At 39.6% G+C, this 16,397-nt stretch carries 16 protein-coding genes, 1 tRNA gene and 1 other annotated feature; of the genes, 9 read left to right on the forward strand and 8 right to left on the reverse strand.

What is annotated here, in order from left to right; all coding sequences use genetic code 11:
• Positions 1–89 precede the first annotated feature (89 nt).
• Positions 90–1,826, reverse strand: a complete 1,737-nt coding sequence (hflX, locus tag AA650_RS02695; protein ID WP_053537864.1) for a GTPase HflX — start codon at positions 1,824–1,826, stop codon at positions 90–92.
• 228 nt (positions 1,827–2,054) lie between these two features.
• Here hflX and rplS point away from each other — a divergent pair, with 228 nt between their 5' ends.
• From rplS to rplL, 8 genes are all read left to right on the forward strand, one after another.
• Positions 2,055–2,417, forward strand: a complete 363-nt coding sequence (gene rplS, locus AA650_RS02700) for a 50S ribosomal protein L19 (protein WP_039201563.1) — start codon at positions 2,055–2,057, stop codon at positions 2,415–2,417.
• 149 nt (positions 2,418–2,566) lie between these two features.
• Positions 2,567–2,639, forward strand: a tRNA-Trp gene (locus tag AA650_RS02705).
• A gap of 181 nt (positions 2,640–2,820) precedes the next feature.
• Positions 2,821–3,042 carry a preprotein translocase subunit SecE gene (gene secE, locus AA650_RS02710; protein ID WP_015078220.1) on the forward strand — a complete coding sequence of 74 codons (222 nt, stop codon included), beginning with the start codon at positions 2,821–2,823 and terminating at the stop codon, positions 3,040–3,042.
• Complete coding sequence (nusG, locus tag AA650_RS02715; protein ID WP_027404879.1) at positions 3,042–3,674, forward strand: transcription termination/antitermination protein NusG; 633 nt, start codon at positions 3,042–3,044, stop codon at positions 3,672–3,674. Before secE ends, nusG begins: the two co-directional genes overlap by 1 nt.
• A gap of 6 nt (positions 3,675–3,680) precedes the next feature.
• Entirely contained in the window at positions 3,681–4,106 is a 426-nt protein-coding gene (rplK, locus tag AA650_RS02720; RefSeq protein WP_027404878.1) for a 50S ribosomal protein L11, read from the forward strand.
• 124 nt (positions 4,107–4,230) lie between these two features.
• Positions 4,231–4,947, forward strand: coding sequence for a 50S ribosomal protein L1 (gene rplA / locus AA650_RS02725; protein WP_027404877.1), 717 nt, complete (start codon positions 4,231–4,233; stop codon positions 4,945–4,947).
• Positions 4,948–5,029: 82 nt separating this feature from the next.
• Positions 5,030–5,197: a sequence feature (ribosomal protein L10 leader region), on the forward strand.
• Between the two features lie 114 nt (positions 5,198–5,311).
• Positions 5,312–5,881, forward strand: a complete 570-nt coding sequence (rplJ, locus tag AA650_RS02730) for a 50S ribosomal protein L10 (RefSeq protein WP_039201559.1) — start codon at positions 5,312–5,314, stop codon at positions 5,879–5,881.
• Positions 5,882–5,955: 74 nt separating this feature from the next.
• On the forward strand, positions 5,956–6,345 hold the full coding sequence (rplL, locus tag AA650_RS02735) for a 50S ribosomal protein L7/L12 (RefSeq protein WP_053537865.1): 390 nt from the start codon (positions 5,956–5,958) through the stop codon (positions 6,343–6,345).
• Between the two features lie 342 nt (positions 6,346–6,687).
• On the opposite strand, the gene AA650_RS02740 is transcribed toward rplL, so the two are convergent.
• From AA650_RS02740 to AA650_RS02755, 4 genes are all read right to left on the reverse strand, one after another.
• Positions 6,688–8,208 (reverse strand): bifunctional ADP-dependent NAD(P)H-hydrate dehydratase/NAD(P)H-hydrate epimerase, encoded by a 1,521-nt coding sequence (locus tag AA650_RS02740; RefSeq protein WP_053537866.1) that lies wholly within the window; start codon positions 8,206–8,208, stop codon positions 6,688–6,690.
• A gap of 183 nt (positions 8,209–8,391) precedes the next feature.
• Positions 8,392–9,105: a hypothetical protein gene (locus AA650_RS02745; RefSeq protein ID WP_053537867.1), complete on the reverse strand. Its 714-nt coding sequence runs from the start codon at positions 9,103–9,105 to the stop codon at positions 8,392–8,394.
• Between the two features lie 103 nt (positions 9,106–9,208).
• Entirely contained in the window at positions 9,209–10,201 is a 993-nt protein-coding gene (locus tag AA650_RS02750) for a pentapeptide repeat-containing protein (protein WP_053537868.1), read from the reverse strand.
• A 77-nt stretch (positions 10,202–10,278) separates the two neighbouring features.
• Positions 10,279–11,187 (reverse strand): hypothetical protein, encoded by a 909-nt coding sequence (locus tag AA650_RS02755; protein WP_052149864.1) that lies wholly within the window; start codon positions 11,185–11,187, stop codon positions 10,279–10,281.
• A gap of 251 nt (positions 11,188–11,438) precedes the next feature.
• On the opposite strand from AA650_RS02755, the gene AA650_RS27510 reads away from it, so the two are divergent.
• On the forward strand, positions 11,439–11,642 hold the full coding sequence (locus AA650_RS27510) for a hypothetical protein (RefSeq protein WP_152608789.1): 204 nt from the start codon (positions 11,439–11,441) through the stop codon (positions 11,640–11,642).
• 296 nt (positions 11,643–11,938) lie between these two features.
• Here AA650_RS27510 and AA650_RS02760 read toward each other — a convergent pair whose 3' ends face one another.
• The 3 genes from AA650_RS02760 to murJ all read right to left on the reverse strand — a co-directional run bounded on the left by AA650_RS02760 (position 11,939) and on the right by murJ (position 16,362).
• Positions 11,939–12,937, reverse strand: coding sequence for an aspartate carbamoyltransferase catalytic subunit (locus tag AA650_RS02760; RefSeq protein WP_053541164.1), 999 nt, complete (start codon positions 12,935–12,937; stop codon positions 11,939–11,941).
• A gap of 85 nt (positions 12,938–13,022) precedes the next feature.
• Positions 13,023–14,372 carry a magnesium transporter gene (gene mgtE / locus AA650_RS02765; protein ID WP_027404869.1) on the reverse strand — a complete coding sequence of 450 codons (1,350 nt, stop codon included), beginning with the start codon at positions 14,370–14,372 and terminating at the stop codon, positions 13,023–13,025.
• A gap of 376 nt (positions 14,373–14,748) precedes the next feature.
• The gene (gene murJ / locus AA650_RS02770) at positions 14,749–16,362 is read right to left on the reverse strand and encodes a murein biosynthesis integral membrane protein MurJ (RefSeq protein ID WP_053537869.1); all 1,614 of its coding nucleotides are present in this window, start codon (positions 16,360–16,362) and stop codon (positions 14,749–14,751) included.
• Positions 16,363–16,397 lie beyond the last annotated feature (35 nt).

Here is a 16,397-nt window from a genome sequence, read left to right on the forward strand (position 1 = left end):
TTTATCCAAAATATTACCCATTTTGTAGGGGCAAACCCCCTGTGGTTGCCCCAAATATCGGGGTAGGCACGGGGGCGCTACCCCTACTATCAATCATCACCAACAGCGTATTGAATCAACAGCGATAGCCTTTGACGCAGAGTTTCCAGTCCTAAACGTTGACTAGCAGAAATAAACACTGCTAAAGGAAACTCTTCTCTAGCCAAAGCCAGTGTTTCACTATTAACTTGATCAATTTTATTAAAAGCAACTAACGCCGGTCCTGGTGTAATCGGCATTTGCGCGAGTATGTCCCGAACTGCGCGAATATGATTCAACCAAGCCGGATGAGATAAGTCTACTAAATGCAGTAAAGCATCCGCTTCTGTAACCTCTTCCAAAGTTGCCCGAAATGCATCCATCAAAGATGCAGGTAACTCATGGATAAACCCTACAGTATCCGTCATTAGAGTTTCCTGGGGTGCGGCCGTCTCCGCATGGGGAAGTGTTAAGCGTCGGGTTGTGGGGTCAAGAGTGGCAAACAGTTGGTCAGCCGTGTATACTTCTGAATTGGTAAGGGCGTTAAGTAAAGTAGATTTACCAGCGTTGGTATAACCCACCAAAGCCACCGAAGGAACTTCTCGATGTTGTCGCCGTTGCCTTAATCTACAACGATGTGCTTGTAATTGATTAACTTCTTGTTGGAGTCGAGAAATGCGTTTTTGAATAGCTCGGCGTTCTGTTTCTAGTTTGGTTTCACCAGGTCCTCTTGTCCCAATACCACCCCCTAATCTGGACATGGATTGACCTCTACCAGCGAGTCGTGGCATCATATACTCTAACTGTGCCAATTCTACCTGTAATTTACCTGCACCAGATTGAGCGCGTTGGGCAAAAATATCTAAAATTACTTCGGTACGGTCAACTACCCTAACACCAATTTGCGCTTCTAAATTGCGAACTTGGGAGGGTGAAAGATCACGATCAAATACTACCAAGTTAGCACCCAGAGTTTGCGCTGTGAGAGCAGCTTCTTGGACTTTACCTTCACCAATCACTGTTTGGGGATGAATACGCGATCGCTTTTGTTGTAATACCTGTAATACAGTACCACCAGCCGTATCCACTAAACGGGTCAATTCCACAATGATGTCCTGGAATTGTTGTGGATTAGTATTTTCCGTTAATACCCCAACAATTAACACTCGATCATGATCAGCATCTACTTCTTGACCAACAAACTCCCGACTAAATTCCTCTTCTAAACCTTCCACTAAGTTGAGAAAATCCTGGTCGGCTAAAGCATCTAAACTTAGAGGCGATGATACATGAGAATACATCACAGCATCGGAAATACTCATATCAGAAGATTGAGTCGTAACTAACTGTCTACTATTGGCTACCAGATGGGCTAAATACGCTTCTTTTACATACCCAGTTGAACCACCACCACGCTTTGTAAATCCCGCCCCAGTAATATTTAAAACTACTAAAGCATCCAATCTTTGTAAAGCCATTGCCGTCAAGGCTGCTTCATTTGGTGGTTCTGACTTAAGATTGGTGGATAAACAACGAATACCGCTGAGACGTTCTGCTCCGTAACGGGGCAGTTCTAGGGGCGGAATTTGAGTTTGACGCGGAGTACCGACACCAACCCGAATTACCTGTCCGCGACGATTAATGTAAACACAAACAGGTTGATTGATTTCCGTACTGACTGCTGCCAGACGTTGAGCAAAATCAGTTGTAGTAATACAATCACCTGATATCCGCTGGTGGTACAGCCGCTGGAGTTGTTTTAGCTGGCTGGACTTCAAACCTTGAACATTGCCAAAGATAGTCTCTATAGGCGTTTATGACCAGTTACCTGGTTCCCCCTGAATCCTTACACTGTCTATTTTACAACAGGGAACAGGGAACAGGGAACAGGGAACAGGGAACAGACAAGAGTTTTTTAATTCTTAATTTTGAATTTGTGAGTAGTTTTTATTTATAATGAGTGAAATTTCTAGACTCTCAAGCGATTATAGATTTATAATTAACGATTGTGAGTTTTTTCAAAAAACAGAAAAGTAATGAACGCCCAAGAGATTATCCGCTCAATTGAAGCGGAACAGATGAAATCTGATTTACCCGAAATCTATGTCGGTGATACAGTCAAAGTCGGAGTTAAAATTCAGGAAGGCACTAAGTTCCGTGTGCAACCTTACGAAGGTGTAGTTATAGCTAGACGCAATGGCGGCATCAACGAAACTATCACAGTCCGCAAAGTTTTCCAAGGTGTGGGTGTAGAACGAGTATTTTTGCTTCATTCTCCCCTAGTTGAAAGTATTAAAGTATTACGTCGTGGTAAAGTTAGACGTGCTAAACTGTACTACCTACGTAAACTGGTCGGTAAGGCAACCCGCATTAAACAAAGATTCGACCGCCCTTTGTGATTCTCAATGGTGAATTAATAGACGAAACCCAGTCTGCAAGCGGCATCCGCCGCTAACTTGCCAAAAGAAAAAAAATAGGTTACAATTAGAATCGAAATTGCGTTAAACTAAAAAAGTTCAACGCGATGACTGTAAAAAGAAAAGCTTGTGCGCTCTTAGTTCAGTTGGTAGAACGCAGGTCTCCAAAACCTGATGTCGGGGGTTCAAGTCCTCCAGGGCGCGCTCAAAAAGAAAAATATTGCCCGAAGCAATAACGTCACTGCCGAAACAGCGGAAAACGTCAATTATTTCGGGTATAATTTTTTTAAAATGTAGCTTTCTTATTGCGAGATCATTGAGACCGAAGCTGTAAACCTTAAAAATCACAAGGTTAGGCTACTTAAGAAACGGGGGTATAACGACTGTGGCCAAAAAAAATGAAGCAGAAATGCCAGAAACCGAAAATGGGTTTAACTTAAACAATTTTTTCCAGGGTACAAAGGAAGAACTTGAGAAAGTGATTTGGCCCAGTCGGAAACAGTTGGTAAGTGAATCAGCCGCTGTACTATTAATGGTTACACTCTCCGCATCTTTGATATATCTGGTCGATGGATTGTTCGCTTGGGCAGCAAAACAGGTGTTCTGATGACTTCTGCAACAGACGAACCACGCAACTCCGAGTTGCAGTTAGAGGAAACACTCTTAACAGCGATGAAAGAAGCACGCTGGTATGCAGTGCAAGTAGCCTCTGGCTGTGAGAAACGGGTAAAGACAAATTTAGAGCAACGTATCCAAACTTTTGATGTCGCTGACAAAATCATCCAAGTGGAAATTCCCCACACCCCAACGGTGAAAATCCGTAAGGATGGTAAGCGGTTACCTTCAGAAGAAAAGGTTTTCCCTGGTTATGTGCTAGTCCGAATGGTAATGAGTGATGATACATGGCAAGTGGTAAGAAACACCTCTCATGTGATTAACTTTGTGGGTGCAGAGCAAAAGCGTGGTAGCGGCAGAGGTCGTGGTCACGTTAAGCCAGTTCCCCTAAATCCTTCGGAAGTTGAACGCATATTCAAACAAGCCTTGGAACAAGAGCCAGTAGTCAAAATTGATATGGCTTCAGGTGATAAGATAGTTGTGCTTTCTGGTCCATTTAAGGATTTTGAAGGTGAGGTGATTGAAGTTTCCCCAGAAAGGAGTAAACTAAAAGCTCTACTCTCGATCTTTGGAAGAGATACACCAGTAGAATTGGAATTTAATCAGGTTAAAAAACAGAGCTAAATACAAATGGCGAAGAAAGTAGTAGCGGTCATTAAGTTGGCCCTGAATGCTGGGAAAGCCAACCCAGCACCGCCAGTTGGTCCTGCGTTGGGTCAACATGGTGTTAACATCATGATGTTCTGCAAAGAGTACAATGCCAAAACAGCAGACCAAGCTGGGATGGTTATACCTGTAGAAATTTCTGTTTATGAAGATAGAAGTTTTACATTTGTCCTCAAAACTCCACCAGCATCAGTGTTGATTCGCAAGGCAGCGAAGATTGAAAGAGGCTCAAATGAACCCAACAAAAAGAAAGTTGGTAGCATTAGCAGAACGCAATTACGCGAAATTGCTCAAACTAAACTTCCTGACCTCAACGCCAATGATATTGATGCAGCCATGAATATTGTGGAAGGAACTGCTAAAAACATGGGCGTAACAGTTACAGATTAGGTGACAGGGAACAGGTGACAGGTGACAGTAAATAAAAAAATAACCACTGACAACTGACAACTGACTAATAACAAAATCATATCGGGGGAGAAGTACAACTTCGAGATGACCCCAGGAGAAAAAAATGGCAAAAAAAGTATCACGCCGCTTACAGGCGTTGCTGGAAAAGGTAGAAGATAAGGATTATACACCCTTAGAAGCATTAGCTTTGTTAAAAGAAACGGCAACTGCTAAGTTTCCTGAAGCTGCTGAAGCTCATATCCGTTTAGGAATTGACCCTAAATATACAGACCAACAATTGCGGACAACGGTAGCACTACCCAAGGGAACAGGACAAATTATCCGGGTAGCAGTTATCGCCAGAGGTGAAAAAGTCACAGAAGCAACTAACGCTGGTGCTGACATTGCCGGTTCTGAAGAACTGATTGAAGATATTCAGAAAGGCATGATGGACTTTGATAAGCTGATTGCTACGCCGGATGTGATGCCACAGGTAGCAAAGCTGGGTAAATTATTAGGTCCACGTGGTTTGATGCCTTCACCCAAGGGGGGAACAGTGACATTTGATGTTGCTAGTGCGATCGCTGAGTTCAAAGCTGGTAAATTAGAATATCGGGCTGATCGAACTGGGATTGTCCATGTTATGTTTGGTAAGACTGCTTTTTCACCTGAAGATTTATTGATCAATCTGAAGGCATTACAAGAGTCAATTGACCGTAACCGTCCTTCAGGTGCTAAGGGTCGTTATTGGCGGTCATTGTACATATCCTCGACAATGGGACCATCAATTGCTATTGACATTAGCGCCCTACGAGAGTTAAAACTAACTGACGCTGCATAATTTGGTAATGGGTAATGGGTAATTGGTAATTGGTGATAGATGAATATAATCAGTAATGACCAATGACTAATCACTAATGACCAAAATTAAATAGATAAAGCCGGAGACAGCAGGTGCTAATAGCTTAATACCCTGCCGAGGTTGTAATTTTAACTATCTGAAGTTTGAACAGTAAAACTGTGACAACGACAGTATTAAAAATACCACTTTGAAACCCTGGCTAAGTTAGCTGGGGTTAATTGTTTTCGGTAAGTCAGCAAAAAGGTGACAGGTGACGGACAACTGGGCGCAGGCCCTGCGCCCCTACTTAGAACTGACAACTAACAACTGACCACTGACAACTGACATTGGAGGTGAGATAAGTATGGGAAGAACGTTAGAAAACAAGAAAGAGATAGTAGCTGATCTCAAAGAAAGTTTGAGTGTGTCAACTTTAGCACTGGTAATTGATTATCAGGGGCTAACTGTTGCTGAAATCACCGATTTGCGTCGGCAACTCCGTCCTAGTGGTGCTATCTGTAAGGTGACAAAAAACACCTTTATGGGCATTGCGATTAAGGATCAGGAACAATGGCAGCCAATGTCAGAATTACTGAATGGTTCTTCTGCATTTCTGCTAGTTAAAGAAGATTTATCTGCGATTAAAGCTTACCAAGCATTCCAAAAAGCCACCAAGAAAACAGAAATTCGCGGTGGTGTGATGGAAGGTCGTGTCCTGAGTGAAGCTGATGTCAAGGCTCTAGGAGACTTGCCTTCTAAGGAACAACTCATGGCTCAAATTGCTGGAGCTATCAACGGTGTGGCTACCAAGCTGGCTGTTGGTATCAACGAAGTTCCAAGTTCCTTGGCTCGCGCTTTAAAAGCTGTTGCTGAAAAAGAAAATGGCGACAGTTCTGAAAGTGCTTCTGAGTCAGCGGTAGTTAGTGAAGATTAATCACTGACAAGTAACAATTAACCCTCACGGGTTTTTTCAACTGAAAAATCAAAAATTCTTTAGGAGTTATATCCATGTCTGCTGCAACCGAACAAATTTTAGACCAATTGAAATCTTTGACTTTATTAGAAGCTTCTGAATTGGTTAAGCAAATCGAAGAAGCTTTTGGTGTTAGTGCTGCTGCTACTGGTGGTGGTATGATGATGATGGCTGCTCCTGGTGCTGCTCCTGCTGAAGCAGTAGAAGAGAAGACTGAATTTGATGCAATTTTGGATTCTGTACCTGCCGATAAGAAGATTGCCGTCTTGAAAATCGTTCGTGAAATCACCGGTCTAGGTCTGAAAGAAGCTAAGGACTTGGTAGAAGCTGCTCCTAAAGCTGTTAAGGAAGCTGTAACTAAGGACGCTGCTGAAGATATTAAGAAGCGGATTGAAGAAGCTGGTGGTAAGGTAACAGTTAAGTAATTGTTATTAGGTGATTGGTAATGGGTAATTGGTAATTGGGAAGAGTTTTTTACCCATTACCTGTTACCCATTAACGTAAGTTACTAGTTAGAGAAATTGTCAGAATCAGGATGTACAGGATGAGAACTGGAATTTTATCACCTATTACCAATTACTTATTACCAACCTCAACTAGTAGTCTGTCAAATAAATTTTGACGGATAAAGAAGAAATGAACCACGTTCGCGGAGCGTGCCGTAGGCATTAGGACGCAAAGAGCGCGAAGAAAGAAGAAGAAAGAAGGAAGAGGAAAAATTTATTTACCCGTCAATTAGTTTTTGACATTGAGTTATTACTCAATTATTATTTTTTCAAAACTGGCATTAAATATTGTGTGAGTGTAAAGGCATCAACTCCTAATTCTGTTCTTGTTTGTGCGGCTAAAATTCCGGCTTGGGAATGCCACCAAGCGGCAGTTGCGACTATATCTTCTATAAAAATTTCTTTATTCATAATTTGCGCTAATAGTCCACCTAATAAACCAGTCAATACATCACCACTGCCTCCACGAGCTAAGGCTGGGGTACTTTCAGGATTTATCCAAACATTACCTTGGGGATTAGATATGGCTGTTCTTGCCCCTTTTAATAGGACTATAGCACCACTTTCTTGGGCTGCTGTTTGGATGGCTTTGATTCGGTCTGTGTGGTCAATATTCGGAAATAACCGCTTAAATTCTCCTGTATGGGGTGTGAGGACGGTGGCTGATTTTCGCTGTTTTAGGGTGGGGATAGTGCCTATTTGTGCCAAAATATTTAAGGCATCAGCATCAAGGATTAGGGGACATTCACATTTAATTATTTCGGGAATAATAGATATATTGTCTTTGGTTAAACCGGGTCCGCAAGCGATCGCAGTAAATGAGTTTAAATCTATATTTTCTGGTAATTGTACACTAGCGATCGCTCCTGTTTCTGTTTCAGGACAACCAATAATTAAGGCTTCTGGTAACTGGGAAACTAACAACATTTTTAAGGATTCTGGGACAGCAATGGATAGCATTCCCACACCGGAAGCTCGCGCACCCAAACCTGTTAAAATCGCTCCACCGGCATAACGTCGAGAACCACAAATTAATAATAAATGTCCTTGTTTGTATTTGTGAGTAATTAGGGGACGAGGTAAAGGTAAGGTGGATAATGCCGTTGTTTGTGTAATCCGTTTGATTTTGGGAATGTCGCCGATCACAGCATGAATATCTGCGAGGGGAATATCAAAATCAATTAATTCGGCTTTACCAACATAAGGTAATGCTTGTTCTTGCAATAAACCTTGTTTCCATAAACCCAGGCAAAATGTATGAGTTGCTTGAATTGCTGTTCCTAAAACTTCCCCTGTATCTGTATGTAAACCTGAAGGTATATCAATACTAATAATGGGTTGATTTTTGTTATTAAAATAATTAACTGCCGCAGCGATAGAATCAGCAATTTCTCTTTCTAAACCAAAGCCAAATAAACCATCAATTAAAAAATCATAACTTGGTAATTGGGAAATTTCTTGATAACAGGGGATTTTTAAACTTTGTGTATATTGGAAATGTTGAGAAGTTAATTCTTTTAATTTAGAAAAAGGTTGATAAATCCAAACTTGATAACCGCGAAAATGCAATTCACGAGCTACTACTAAGGCATCTCCTCCATTATGACCAGGTCCAACTAAAATTCCTACACATTTTCCTGGGGAAATAATAGCCTGTAAGCGTTGGCAAATTAGTCCTCCTACTTTTTCCATTAAAGCAGCTACAGGCATTCCTGCTGTAAATATTCTGGCTTCAATCTGCCGCATTTGGGTTGCGGTAACAACAAATTGTTCTTTAGTCATTGGTCATTTGTTAGTTGTCAGTTGTCAGTTGTCAGTTGTCATTGGTCAGTTGTCATTGGTTAGTTGTCATTGGTCAGTTGTCATTGGTTAGTTGTCAGTTGTTACTAATGACCAATTACCAATTACCAATTACCAATTACCAATTACCAATTACCAATTACCAATTACCAATTACCAATTACCTTATTTGCCATAATAGACTCTGGCATTGCCGTAACCTGAATTTTTCAAATAGTTATTCCATTGTTCCGCTTCCAAGCGATCGCTAAGTGGTCCTACAGCTATGTGCGATCCCAATGGCTGACTTCTCCTAAATACATTAATACTAATACTAACTTTTTGGCGAATTTCTGTCCCTAAAGAAATTAATCTATTAGAATTACTGGGAATAACTACATAATATGAATTTCTGTTTTCTTGTTGGGGATTTAATTCTATATTATCAGAATTAACAATTTTTGCGCCAGGAATACCATTCGATTCCAATTCTTTTACTCGTCGTTGAGCATTAGCTTGTCCATTAAAAACGCCAGATTGGATAACCTCACGTCCATTATAATTGCGAATATAGGCATTAGTTTCAATTTGCCGAACTCGCTGTAAGACTTGAGAATTATTACTGTCAACATAAACAAAATATCGATCAAATCCTTGATTATATTGACTATATTGTATACCTTGAGATTGATATAATTTGACTGATGGTAACTGCGATAATGGCTGCTGGTCAATGGATATTTCTTGGGGATATGGAAGTGTTCCTTGGGCTAATATGGGAATATTATTAGGTATTTGAGCTTGAACCCAACTATATTCACCGAGAAACATCCAACTTCCACTTATCAGTAAAGAAAATACGGGTAAAGAGGTAAAACGACAAACTCTTAAAATAGGCATATTTGTTACCATTTTTTGCAAAAGTTTTGAGTTTAATTCCAATGCGATAGAATAATTAAAAAGAGCATTAAAGCGGTGAGATTACTCATGAATTTATTGATTTTTAGTAGCCAATTGTTCCGTCAGGCATGATTGCTTTAAACAAATTTGCACCTGTGAGATTTGTCGTACTAATTTCTGCTCCGAGTAGATTTACCTTGGTTAAATTAGCATCGGTAAAGTCCGTCATTGCTAAACAAGCATATACTAATTCTGCTTCAGTTAGATCAGCTTCGCGGAGATTAGCTCGACTAAAGTTAACTTTACTCAGTCTAGCAAAACTGAGGTTTGCTTGGTTTAGCTTGGCTTTGATTAGGATAGCTTCTGGCATGATTGCACCCTGCAAGTTAGCACCTATTAATTCTGCTTCAGTCAAATTCGCTTTTGCCAGTCTAGCATTTGTCAGATTAGCGCCATTCAAATTACAGCCTTCTAGATTAGTCTCAGTTAAAGTGGTATTTTGTAAGATAGCTCCGCTCAGGTTAGCACCACTCAAATCTACGCTACGCAGCGTGGCTTCACTTAAATTAGCACCACTTAGATTTACCTTAGCTAAGTTTGCACCAGTTAAATTAGCACTGCGTAAGTCAGCTTTATGGAGGTTAGCACCCAAGAGATTAGCATAATAGGCTCTTTTTTCTTCTCGCAGGTTAGCACCGCGAAGACAAGCGCCTGTAAGGTTAGCACCACTCAAATCAGCACCGCGCAAATCAGCACCCATTAAGTTAGCATCTAGTAGATGTGCCAAAGTTAAATTAGCATTACGCAAATCAGCCCCCTGCAACGTTGCACCATGCAAGTCAGCATCATGTAAGTTGGCATTCTGTAACTGTGCTTGAGTTAGGTTTACACCACGAAGATTTGCACAAATTAGATTGGCATTATTGAGAATAGCTTGACTTAGATAGCTAAAAGTTAGGATAGAGTTACGCAAATTTGCCTGATTTAAATTTATACCAATTAAATCTGCATCAAATAGATTTATGTTATTTAAGTTTGCGTTGATAAATTTTGTTTCTCCATTTGCATATCGGTTCAGAAGTTCTTTGGCATCCATAATAGATATCTCTCAATTATTGTGATCAGGTTTTCCAAAAGCAAAAATAGGTTTGATTCTTTGTGATTGAGTATATTTCAAGTAGGCGGTATTGTAATTTGACAGGTATTACTGTCATCGTCATCATAATCATCTAAATCATCAGATTGAGTGTGTACAGGTTGATAATTAGGATTAGTAGGTGGTTTAGTTCTTTCAGGTAAATAACTGTTAGGCGGTTTATGTGACTTGGTATTAACTGGCATATTACCATACAAGGTACGCATGACCCTGATGATTACACCAGATGCTTGATTATTTTTATCTAGGTTCCCTAAAGAGATAACTGTATTGTTAATTTTGGATTCAAGTTCTCCGATAGTTGGACAAGAATCAAATAATTTCTGCAATAAACTATCAAGTTCTTCAGATTTTAGTTTCAACCAGTCCTCTTCATTGAAGGTAAATTTTTTATCAAGTGCGGAAAATAAAATTATTTTTGCCCTTAATGGGCTAGTATATCTCATCAAGTTTTGCCGCAAATCAAATTGATCATATTGAGATTTTGTTGAAATGCTTGAAGATACAGTTGATGGATTTAATGATGTTTTTTCACTATGATTAAATATAGGAAAATTTTGGTCAGATTGATTTAATATTATTCCTGTATCTTCTTCATTCGCTTGATTTAATATTATTCCTGTCTGCTCATCAGAGGTTGGATATAATTTTTGTAATTCTTTGATAATGATACTGGCAATTATAGAATATTGTTTTGGTTTACTAAGACTTTTAACAGCAATAGATAAATTTGCGGTTAAGTGATTGATTGTGGGATTTAAACTAGATAATTCTTGAATTAATTCTTCTAATTTAAATCTATCTAGGGTATCTTGATCATTTTCCCACTCATTTTTACAAGCGAAGAATATTAATTTCTTAATTCGTTTTGAGTTTTCATGCTGTTCTAAGAATTTCACTATTTCATCAAAACTAAATAGGGTCATGATCGGGATATCTCCAGTACAAGTATTCAATAGCAGGAACAGTTATAAATTATAGCTGTACTAGCACACTGTTGGGTAGTAAAAGTTTTGTATAGGGTTAAAAAAGGAGCAAAGAATAGGACATCAAATCTTCAGGCATCTATTGACATTTCCCGACAATAGGTTCATAATATTATATATGTATACGAGAGTTTTGTAGTTAATTTAAAGTCAATAAATATTTTGAGTAACTGTAATGGTTCCGAATAGACTTGAATGGCTACAAAGAAAATAAACCTTTCCTTAGAAAACTTGGTAGTTCTAGAGAAAATTTGGGTATTGAACTCGTTGATAGACAATCAAGAGCCTTAGAATTATGTTCTAAGGCAATGTGGGATACCACCTTCACTAACTCAGTTGGTGATGTTATACTGGATATTCACGATATCTCAGATGTCGGCGAATGTCTCGGTTAAAAGTATCAGGTCAAGCACGAGTAGATACAGCGGTTTCCGCTCTTATGAGGTACATCTTAGCCCCCTCATCGCTTGCGGGGAGGGGGTTGGGGGTGGGGTTCTTGTACCTCATAACATCGGGAAGTGCTGTAGATAAAAATGAAAGGGAAAAGTCTATAAAATTTCACTATTTATCATTTAGCGATTTAATAAAATTCAATTTTATACTCTTATTTTTAGCCAATCAATATTTTTATTTAAATAAATTCTCCTAACCAAGTATGATTTTCAATCATGCAAGTGCTATAGCATCATGATTAATTAACTCTACCACTACCGATAAAGTACAAAAGTGCCATCCGCACTGCTACACCGCTAGTTACCTGAGATTGAATTAAGCTAAATTCGGGATCATCCATTAAATCAGAACTAATTTCTACACCCCGATTTACTGGACCTGGATGTAATACTTTAACGTTAGGTTGACAAAGTTTTAACTTGGTGCGAGTAATGCCGAATAGTTGATGATATTCTCGTAAACTAGGTAATAAATGGGCTGTCATCCGTTCTTTTTGTAACCGCAATGTCATCACAAAATCAGCATTTTCTAAAGCTGGTTCTAGTTGCCAATGGGTAAATAATCGGCTAGATTCTGCTGGACATCCTAAATATTCTGCAAAGAATTTAGGTAATAATGTGGGAGGTGCGGCCAGGTGAACTTCGGCACCACTAGCGATGAGACTCCAAATATTAGAACGGGCTACGCGAGAATGTAAGATATCGCCGACAATAGCAATTTTTTTACCTTGCAATGATTCAATTTTGGGTTGTGCAGGGTCAATTAAACTACAAATTGTGAATAAATCTAGTAATCCTTGGGATGGATGTTCATGTTGTCCATCACCGGCATTGAGGACGCTAACTTTTACACCTAGACGATCCATTTCTTGAGCGATCGCTTGTGGCACTCCTGCATCCTTATGGCGAACTACCATAATATCAGTTCCCATTGCTAAATAAGTCTTGGCGGTGTCAAGAATTGTTTCACCTTTGGTCATGGAAGATGTAGCTGCGGCAAAGTTGAGAGTATCTGCACTTAGCCTTTTAGCCGCAATTTCAAAACTACTGCGGGTGCGGGTAGAGGGTTCAAAAAATAAATTTGCTACTACCTGTCCCTGTAATGTGGGGACTTTCTTTGTCCGTCGTGATAGTACCTCTTGAAAAGAAGCCGCAGTTTGTAAAACGGCGTTATATTCAGCGGTTGTGAAGTCAGCGAGTGTGAGAATGTGATGACGATTCCAGGTAGTAGTAGGCATTGGGATTTTAGATTTGAGATTTGAGATTTTAGATAATTGTTTGTTGGTAATAATGAGAAAAGCATAATTACCAATTACCAACCGATTAACTTTCTAAATGAAATACTTTTAAAGCAATAGAAATCATACTGAGGAAGGTTAAAAATCCGATGGTATCTAGCATTGTTGTCACTAACGGACCACTCATTAAGGCTGGATCTAGTTTTAAATGCTTTAAACCCATTGGTAGCAAAGTTCCTAAAGTCACCGCTACCATTGTATTAGTAGCCATAACTGCCCCAGCTATTAAAGCTACCCATCTTTCTTGGGGTTTAGCCCAAATTAGGGAAAGGGCAACCATTGTCAGCCCTAAAGCTACGGCTGTTCCTAACCCAGCTAAAAGTTCTTTGCGGAGAATTTTACCAGTATCTTCCGGTGTGACTTCTCCTACACCTAAACCGCGAATAGTGACAGTCAGGGCTTGTATACCTACAGTCCCCCCTGTGTTAGAAAATATGGGCATGATCACGGCGAGAACGGGTACAGCGGCGATGACTTGTTGAAAAGGAGCGATCGCACTGGCAGCACCAATATATAATCCCATAATCCCCAATAACCAAGGCAACCGTTTCCGAATAGTAATATGTGCGGGAGATAAGGCTTCTTCATCACCACTGACCCCTGCCAATTTTTGGATATCTTCTGTAGCTTCTTCTTCTAAAATATCTACGACATCATCAATTGTAATAATACCGACTAATCTATCTTCTCTATCAACCACAGGTATAGCGATTAAATCGTATCGCTGCATGATGCGAGCGACTTCTTCCTGAGAGGTTTCTGTCCTAACTTTGACAACGTGGGAACTGGCAATATCTTTAATTAAGACATCGGGAAAGGTAAATAATAGCTGACGCAAAGAAACAACACTAACTAATTTGCGATTATCATCAGTGACATAGGCATAGTAAATTGTTTCCTTATCTTGATCTTGCAAGCGGATTTTACTGAGGGCTTCACCAACAGTTAAACCTCGTCGCAAGCGAACATATTCCGTTGTCATTACCCGCCCCGCAGTCCCTTCTGGATAGCCGAGAATTGTGGCTGTAGCTTGTCTTTGTTCGGGACTGAGTTGTTGTAATAAGCGTTTGACTACTCCTGCTGGTAGTTCATCAAATAAATATGCCCGTTCATCAGGACTCATTTCTTCAACGAGGTCTACTACCTGGGCATCGTGGAGGGAGTTAATCAAGTCTTCCTGTACTTCTGTGGGTAAATACTCAAAGACATCTATGGCTTGATCTTTGTTGAGTAATCGGAAGGCGATCGCTCTTTGTTTTTCGGGCAATTGAGTGATATACTCACCCACATCTACTGGCTGTAAACAATTCAAGTCACATTTAAGCTGATTTAAGTCAGCAATATCTAAGGACTTGCGAATTTCCTGTGTAAGCATAATAGAAATCTCCTAAAGTCTCCCCCGCGCTGGAAGACTGTCTCGCCAGCTTAGAGGAGGATACTACTGCCATCTGTTGGACTTTTGTCCATAACCTCTCGTAAAATTGAATATCAACGTGAAAATTAAAAATAGCACCGCTAATTAAAGATTTTAGCTCGGAATCCAGTTTTCCGATACTGTGCGATATTCTAAGCTGAATTTGTCATGTATACAACTATTGACAGAAAATTAGGTCAAAGATATTTTAACCCCTTACCTAGGAACAGGGAACAGGGAACAGGGAACAGGGAACAGGGAACAGGGAACAGGAAGAATGTAGGCTGTTGACTTTGTGTGTTTTTGAGGGATTTTTCGGAAGATTATTCGTGGTTTGTCACCTGATATTTTTCTTCAAAAACTTTTGCTGCATCTTGATTACAAAAATATTCACTTCGGGGATATTCATTCTAGAAGCAATTATCGCAAATACTCCAATTCCCACAAAAGCAGATATGGATAATTCTACTAGTAAACTAATTAAATCTAGTTTACCTAACACCTGTCGGGAAGCAACCAAAGTTCCAAAACTGGCTAAACCTGCAATTATACTCCCAACCGTTAACCCCAAAATTGGTAAACACCATTCTTGCCAAGGTAAGCCATTAAGTTTGCGATTGAGCAAAAATAACAACATCAACATGGAACTACAATTAACTCCAACTGTAGCTAAAACTAATCCAGGCGCACCAAAAGGCTCAACTAATATTAAATCTAATACAGCATTAAGAACAATATTAAATATACTAATTTTAAAAGGTGTTTGTCCATCACCTAAAGCATAAAATACTCTAACTAAAACATCACGCCCTAGATAGACAAACATCCCAATTCCATAGGCAATTAATAGAGAAGATACTAACTGAGTTGCTTCTTGTTTAAATGCTCCCCGTTGATAAACTATCTGGACAATTGGCACAGATAAGGATACCATTAATGCCCCTAAAGGTAGCATGGTAACGGCAGTTAATAAAAGTCCTTGCCGAATGCGTAATTTTAATTCTTCCCAGTTGTCTGGGTGGGAAAGTTTGGCAAATGTCGGTAATAAAGGCAGTAAAATAATATTAGAAATAATTCCTAATGGAGTTTGGACTAAAAGATTAGCATAGTTAAAACCTGCCGCTGCACCAACAATAGGACTAGCAAAATAAAGATCAGTAGCGACATTAATTGGCATCATTCCTGATGATATTGTCGCGGGAGTCATGATTTTAATTACTTCTTGTACACCGGGGGATTTAAAATCAAATCTCAGGCGTAATGTTCCTAGTCCTAACCGCCATTGCACAATTAGCTGTACTAACCATTGGAGAATTCCCCCTGCTAAAGTTCCCCAAGCTAATACCATGCCACCGATTAAAGCATATTCGGGACGAATAATTTCTTTACCGTGTTGTAACCCTAAAATAGCAATACCGATAATAACAGTAATACTAGATAATAATGGACTAATTGATAATAACCAATATTGATTAGCTGCATTTAAAGTTCCAAACCCAATCCCAATTAAACCAGCAAATAAGGCTAAAGGTGCCATAATTTGGATTTGACGGATAGCGATCGCTCTTGTAGTTGCTTCTAAGCCATGACCCACAAAATCAACAATATACTCAGCGCAGAAAATCTGAGCAAATGTCACCACTAATAACAACCCACCCACAAGAGTTGTGATTGTTTCTACTATCGGTGCAGCTTCCTCTTTTTTATGTTTAGCCAAAACACTGACAATGGCACTATGTAAAGGTCCGTTGACACCACCAAGTAAGATTAAAAGAAAACCAGGGATAATATAGGCATAACTATAAGCTGTAGCTGCTGCACCCACACCAAAAGCCGCAGCGATTATTTGCTGCCTAATTAAACCAAACACTTTACTAATTAATGTTGCTGCGGCAACAATCCCAGCAATGCCAGCGAAGGAACGAGCAGGTTTTTGATCTTGTTGTGTCACGAATATTTATTAGTCCGTTGTCAGTTGTTAGTTGT

Origin of the sequence: Anabaena sp. WA102 (genome assembly GCF_001277295.1) — a bacterium.
GTDB classification, from domain to species: domain Bacteria; phylum Cyanobacteriota; class Cyanobacteriia; order Cyanobacteriales; family Nostocaceae; genus Dolichospermum; species Dolichospermum heterosporum.

Excerpts from the sequence above, each read along its gene's own strand:
- rplS (WP_039201563.1), top strand. The coding sequence starts at position 2,055 with ATGAACGCCCAAGAGATTATCCGCTCAATTGAAGCGGAACAGATGAAA.
- nusG (WP_027404879.1), top strand. The coding sequence starts at position 3,042 with ATGACTTCTGCAACAGACGAACCACGCAACTCCGAGTTGCAGTTAGAG.
- rplK (WP_027404878.1), top strand. The coding sequence starts at position 3,681 with ATGGCGAAGAAAGTAGTAGCGGTCATTAAGTTGGCCCTGAATGCTGGG.
- rplA (WP_027404877.1), top strand. The coding sequence starts at position 4,231 with ATGGCAAAAAAAGTATCACGCCGCTTACAGGCGTTGCTGGAAAAGGTA.
- rplJ (WP_039201559.1), top strand. The coding sequence starts at position 5,312 with ATGGGAAGAACGTTAGAAAACAAGAAAGAGATAGTAGCTGATCTCAAA.
- rplL (WP_053537865.1), top strand. The coding sequence starts at position 5,956 with ATGTCTGCTGCAACCGAACAAATTTTAGACCAATTGAAATCTTTGACT.
- AA650_RS02740 (WP_053537866.1), bottom strand. The coding sequence starts at position 8,208 with ATGACTAAAGAACAATTTGTTGTTACCGCAACCCAAATGCGGCAGATT.
- AA650_RS02745 (WP_053537867.1), bottom strand. The coding sequence starts at position 9,105 with ATGCCTATTTTAAGAGTTTGTCGTTTTACCTCTTTACCCGTATTTTCT.
- AA650_RS02750 (WP_053537868.1), bottom strand. The coding sequence starts at position 10,201 with ATGGATGCCAAAGAACTTCTGAACCGATATGCAAATGGAGAAACAAAA.
- AA650_RS02755 (WP_052149864.1), bottom strand. The coding sequence starts at position 11,187 with ATGACCCTATTTAGTTTTGATGAAATAGTGAAATTCTTAGAACAGCAT.
- AA650_RS02760 (WP_053541164.1), bottom strand. The coding sequence starts at position 12,937 with ATGCCTACTACTACCTGGAATCGTCATCACATTCTCACACTCGCTGAC.
- mgtE (WP_027404869.1), bottom strand. The coding sequence starts at position 14,372 with ATGCTTACACAGGAAATTCGCAAGTCCTTAGATATTGCTGACTTAAAT.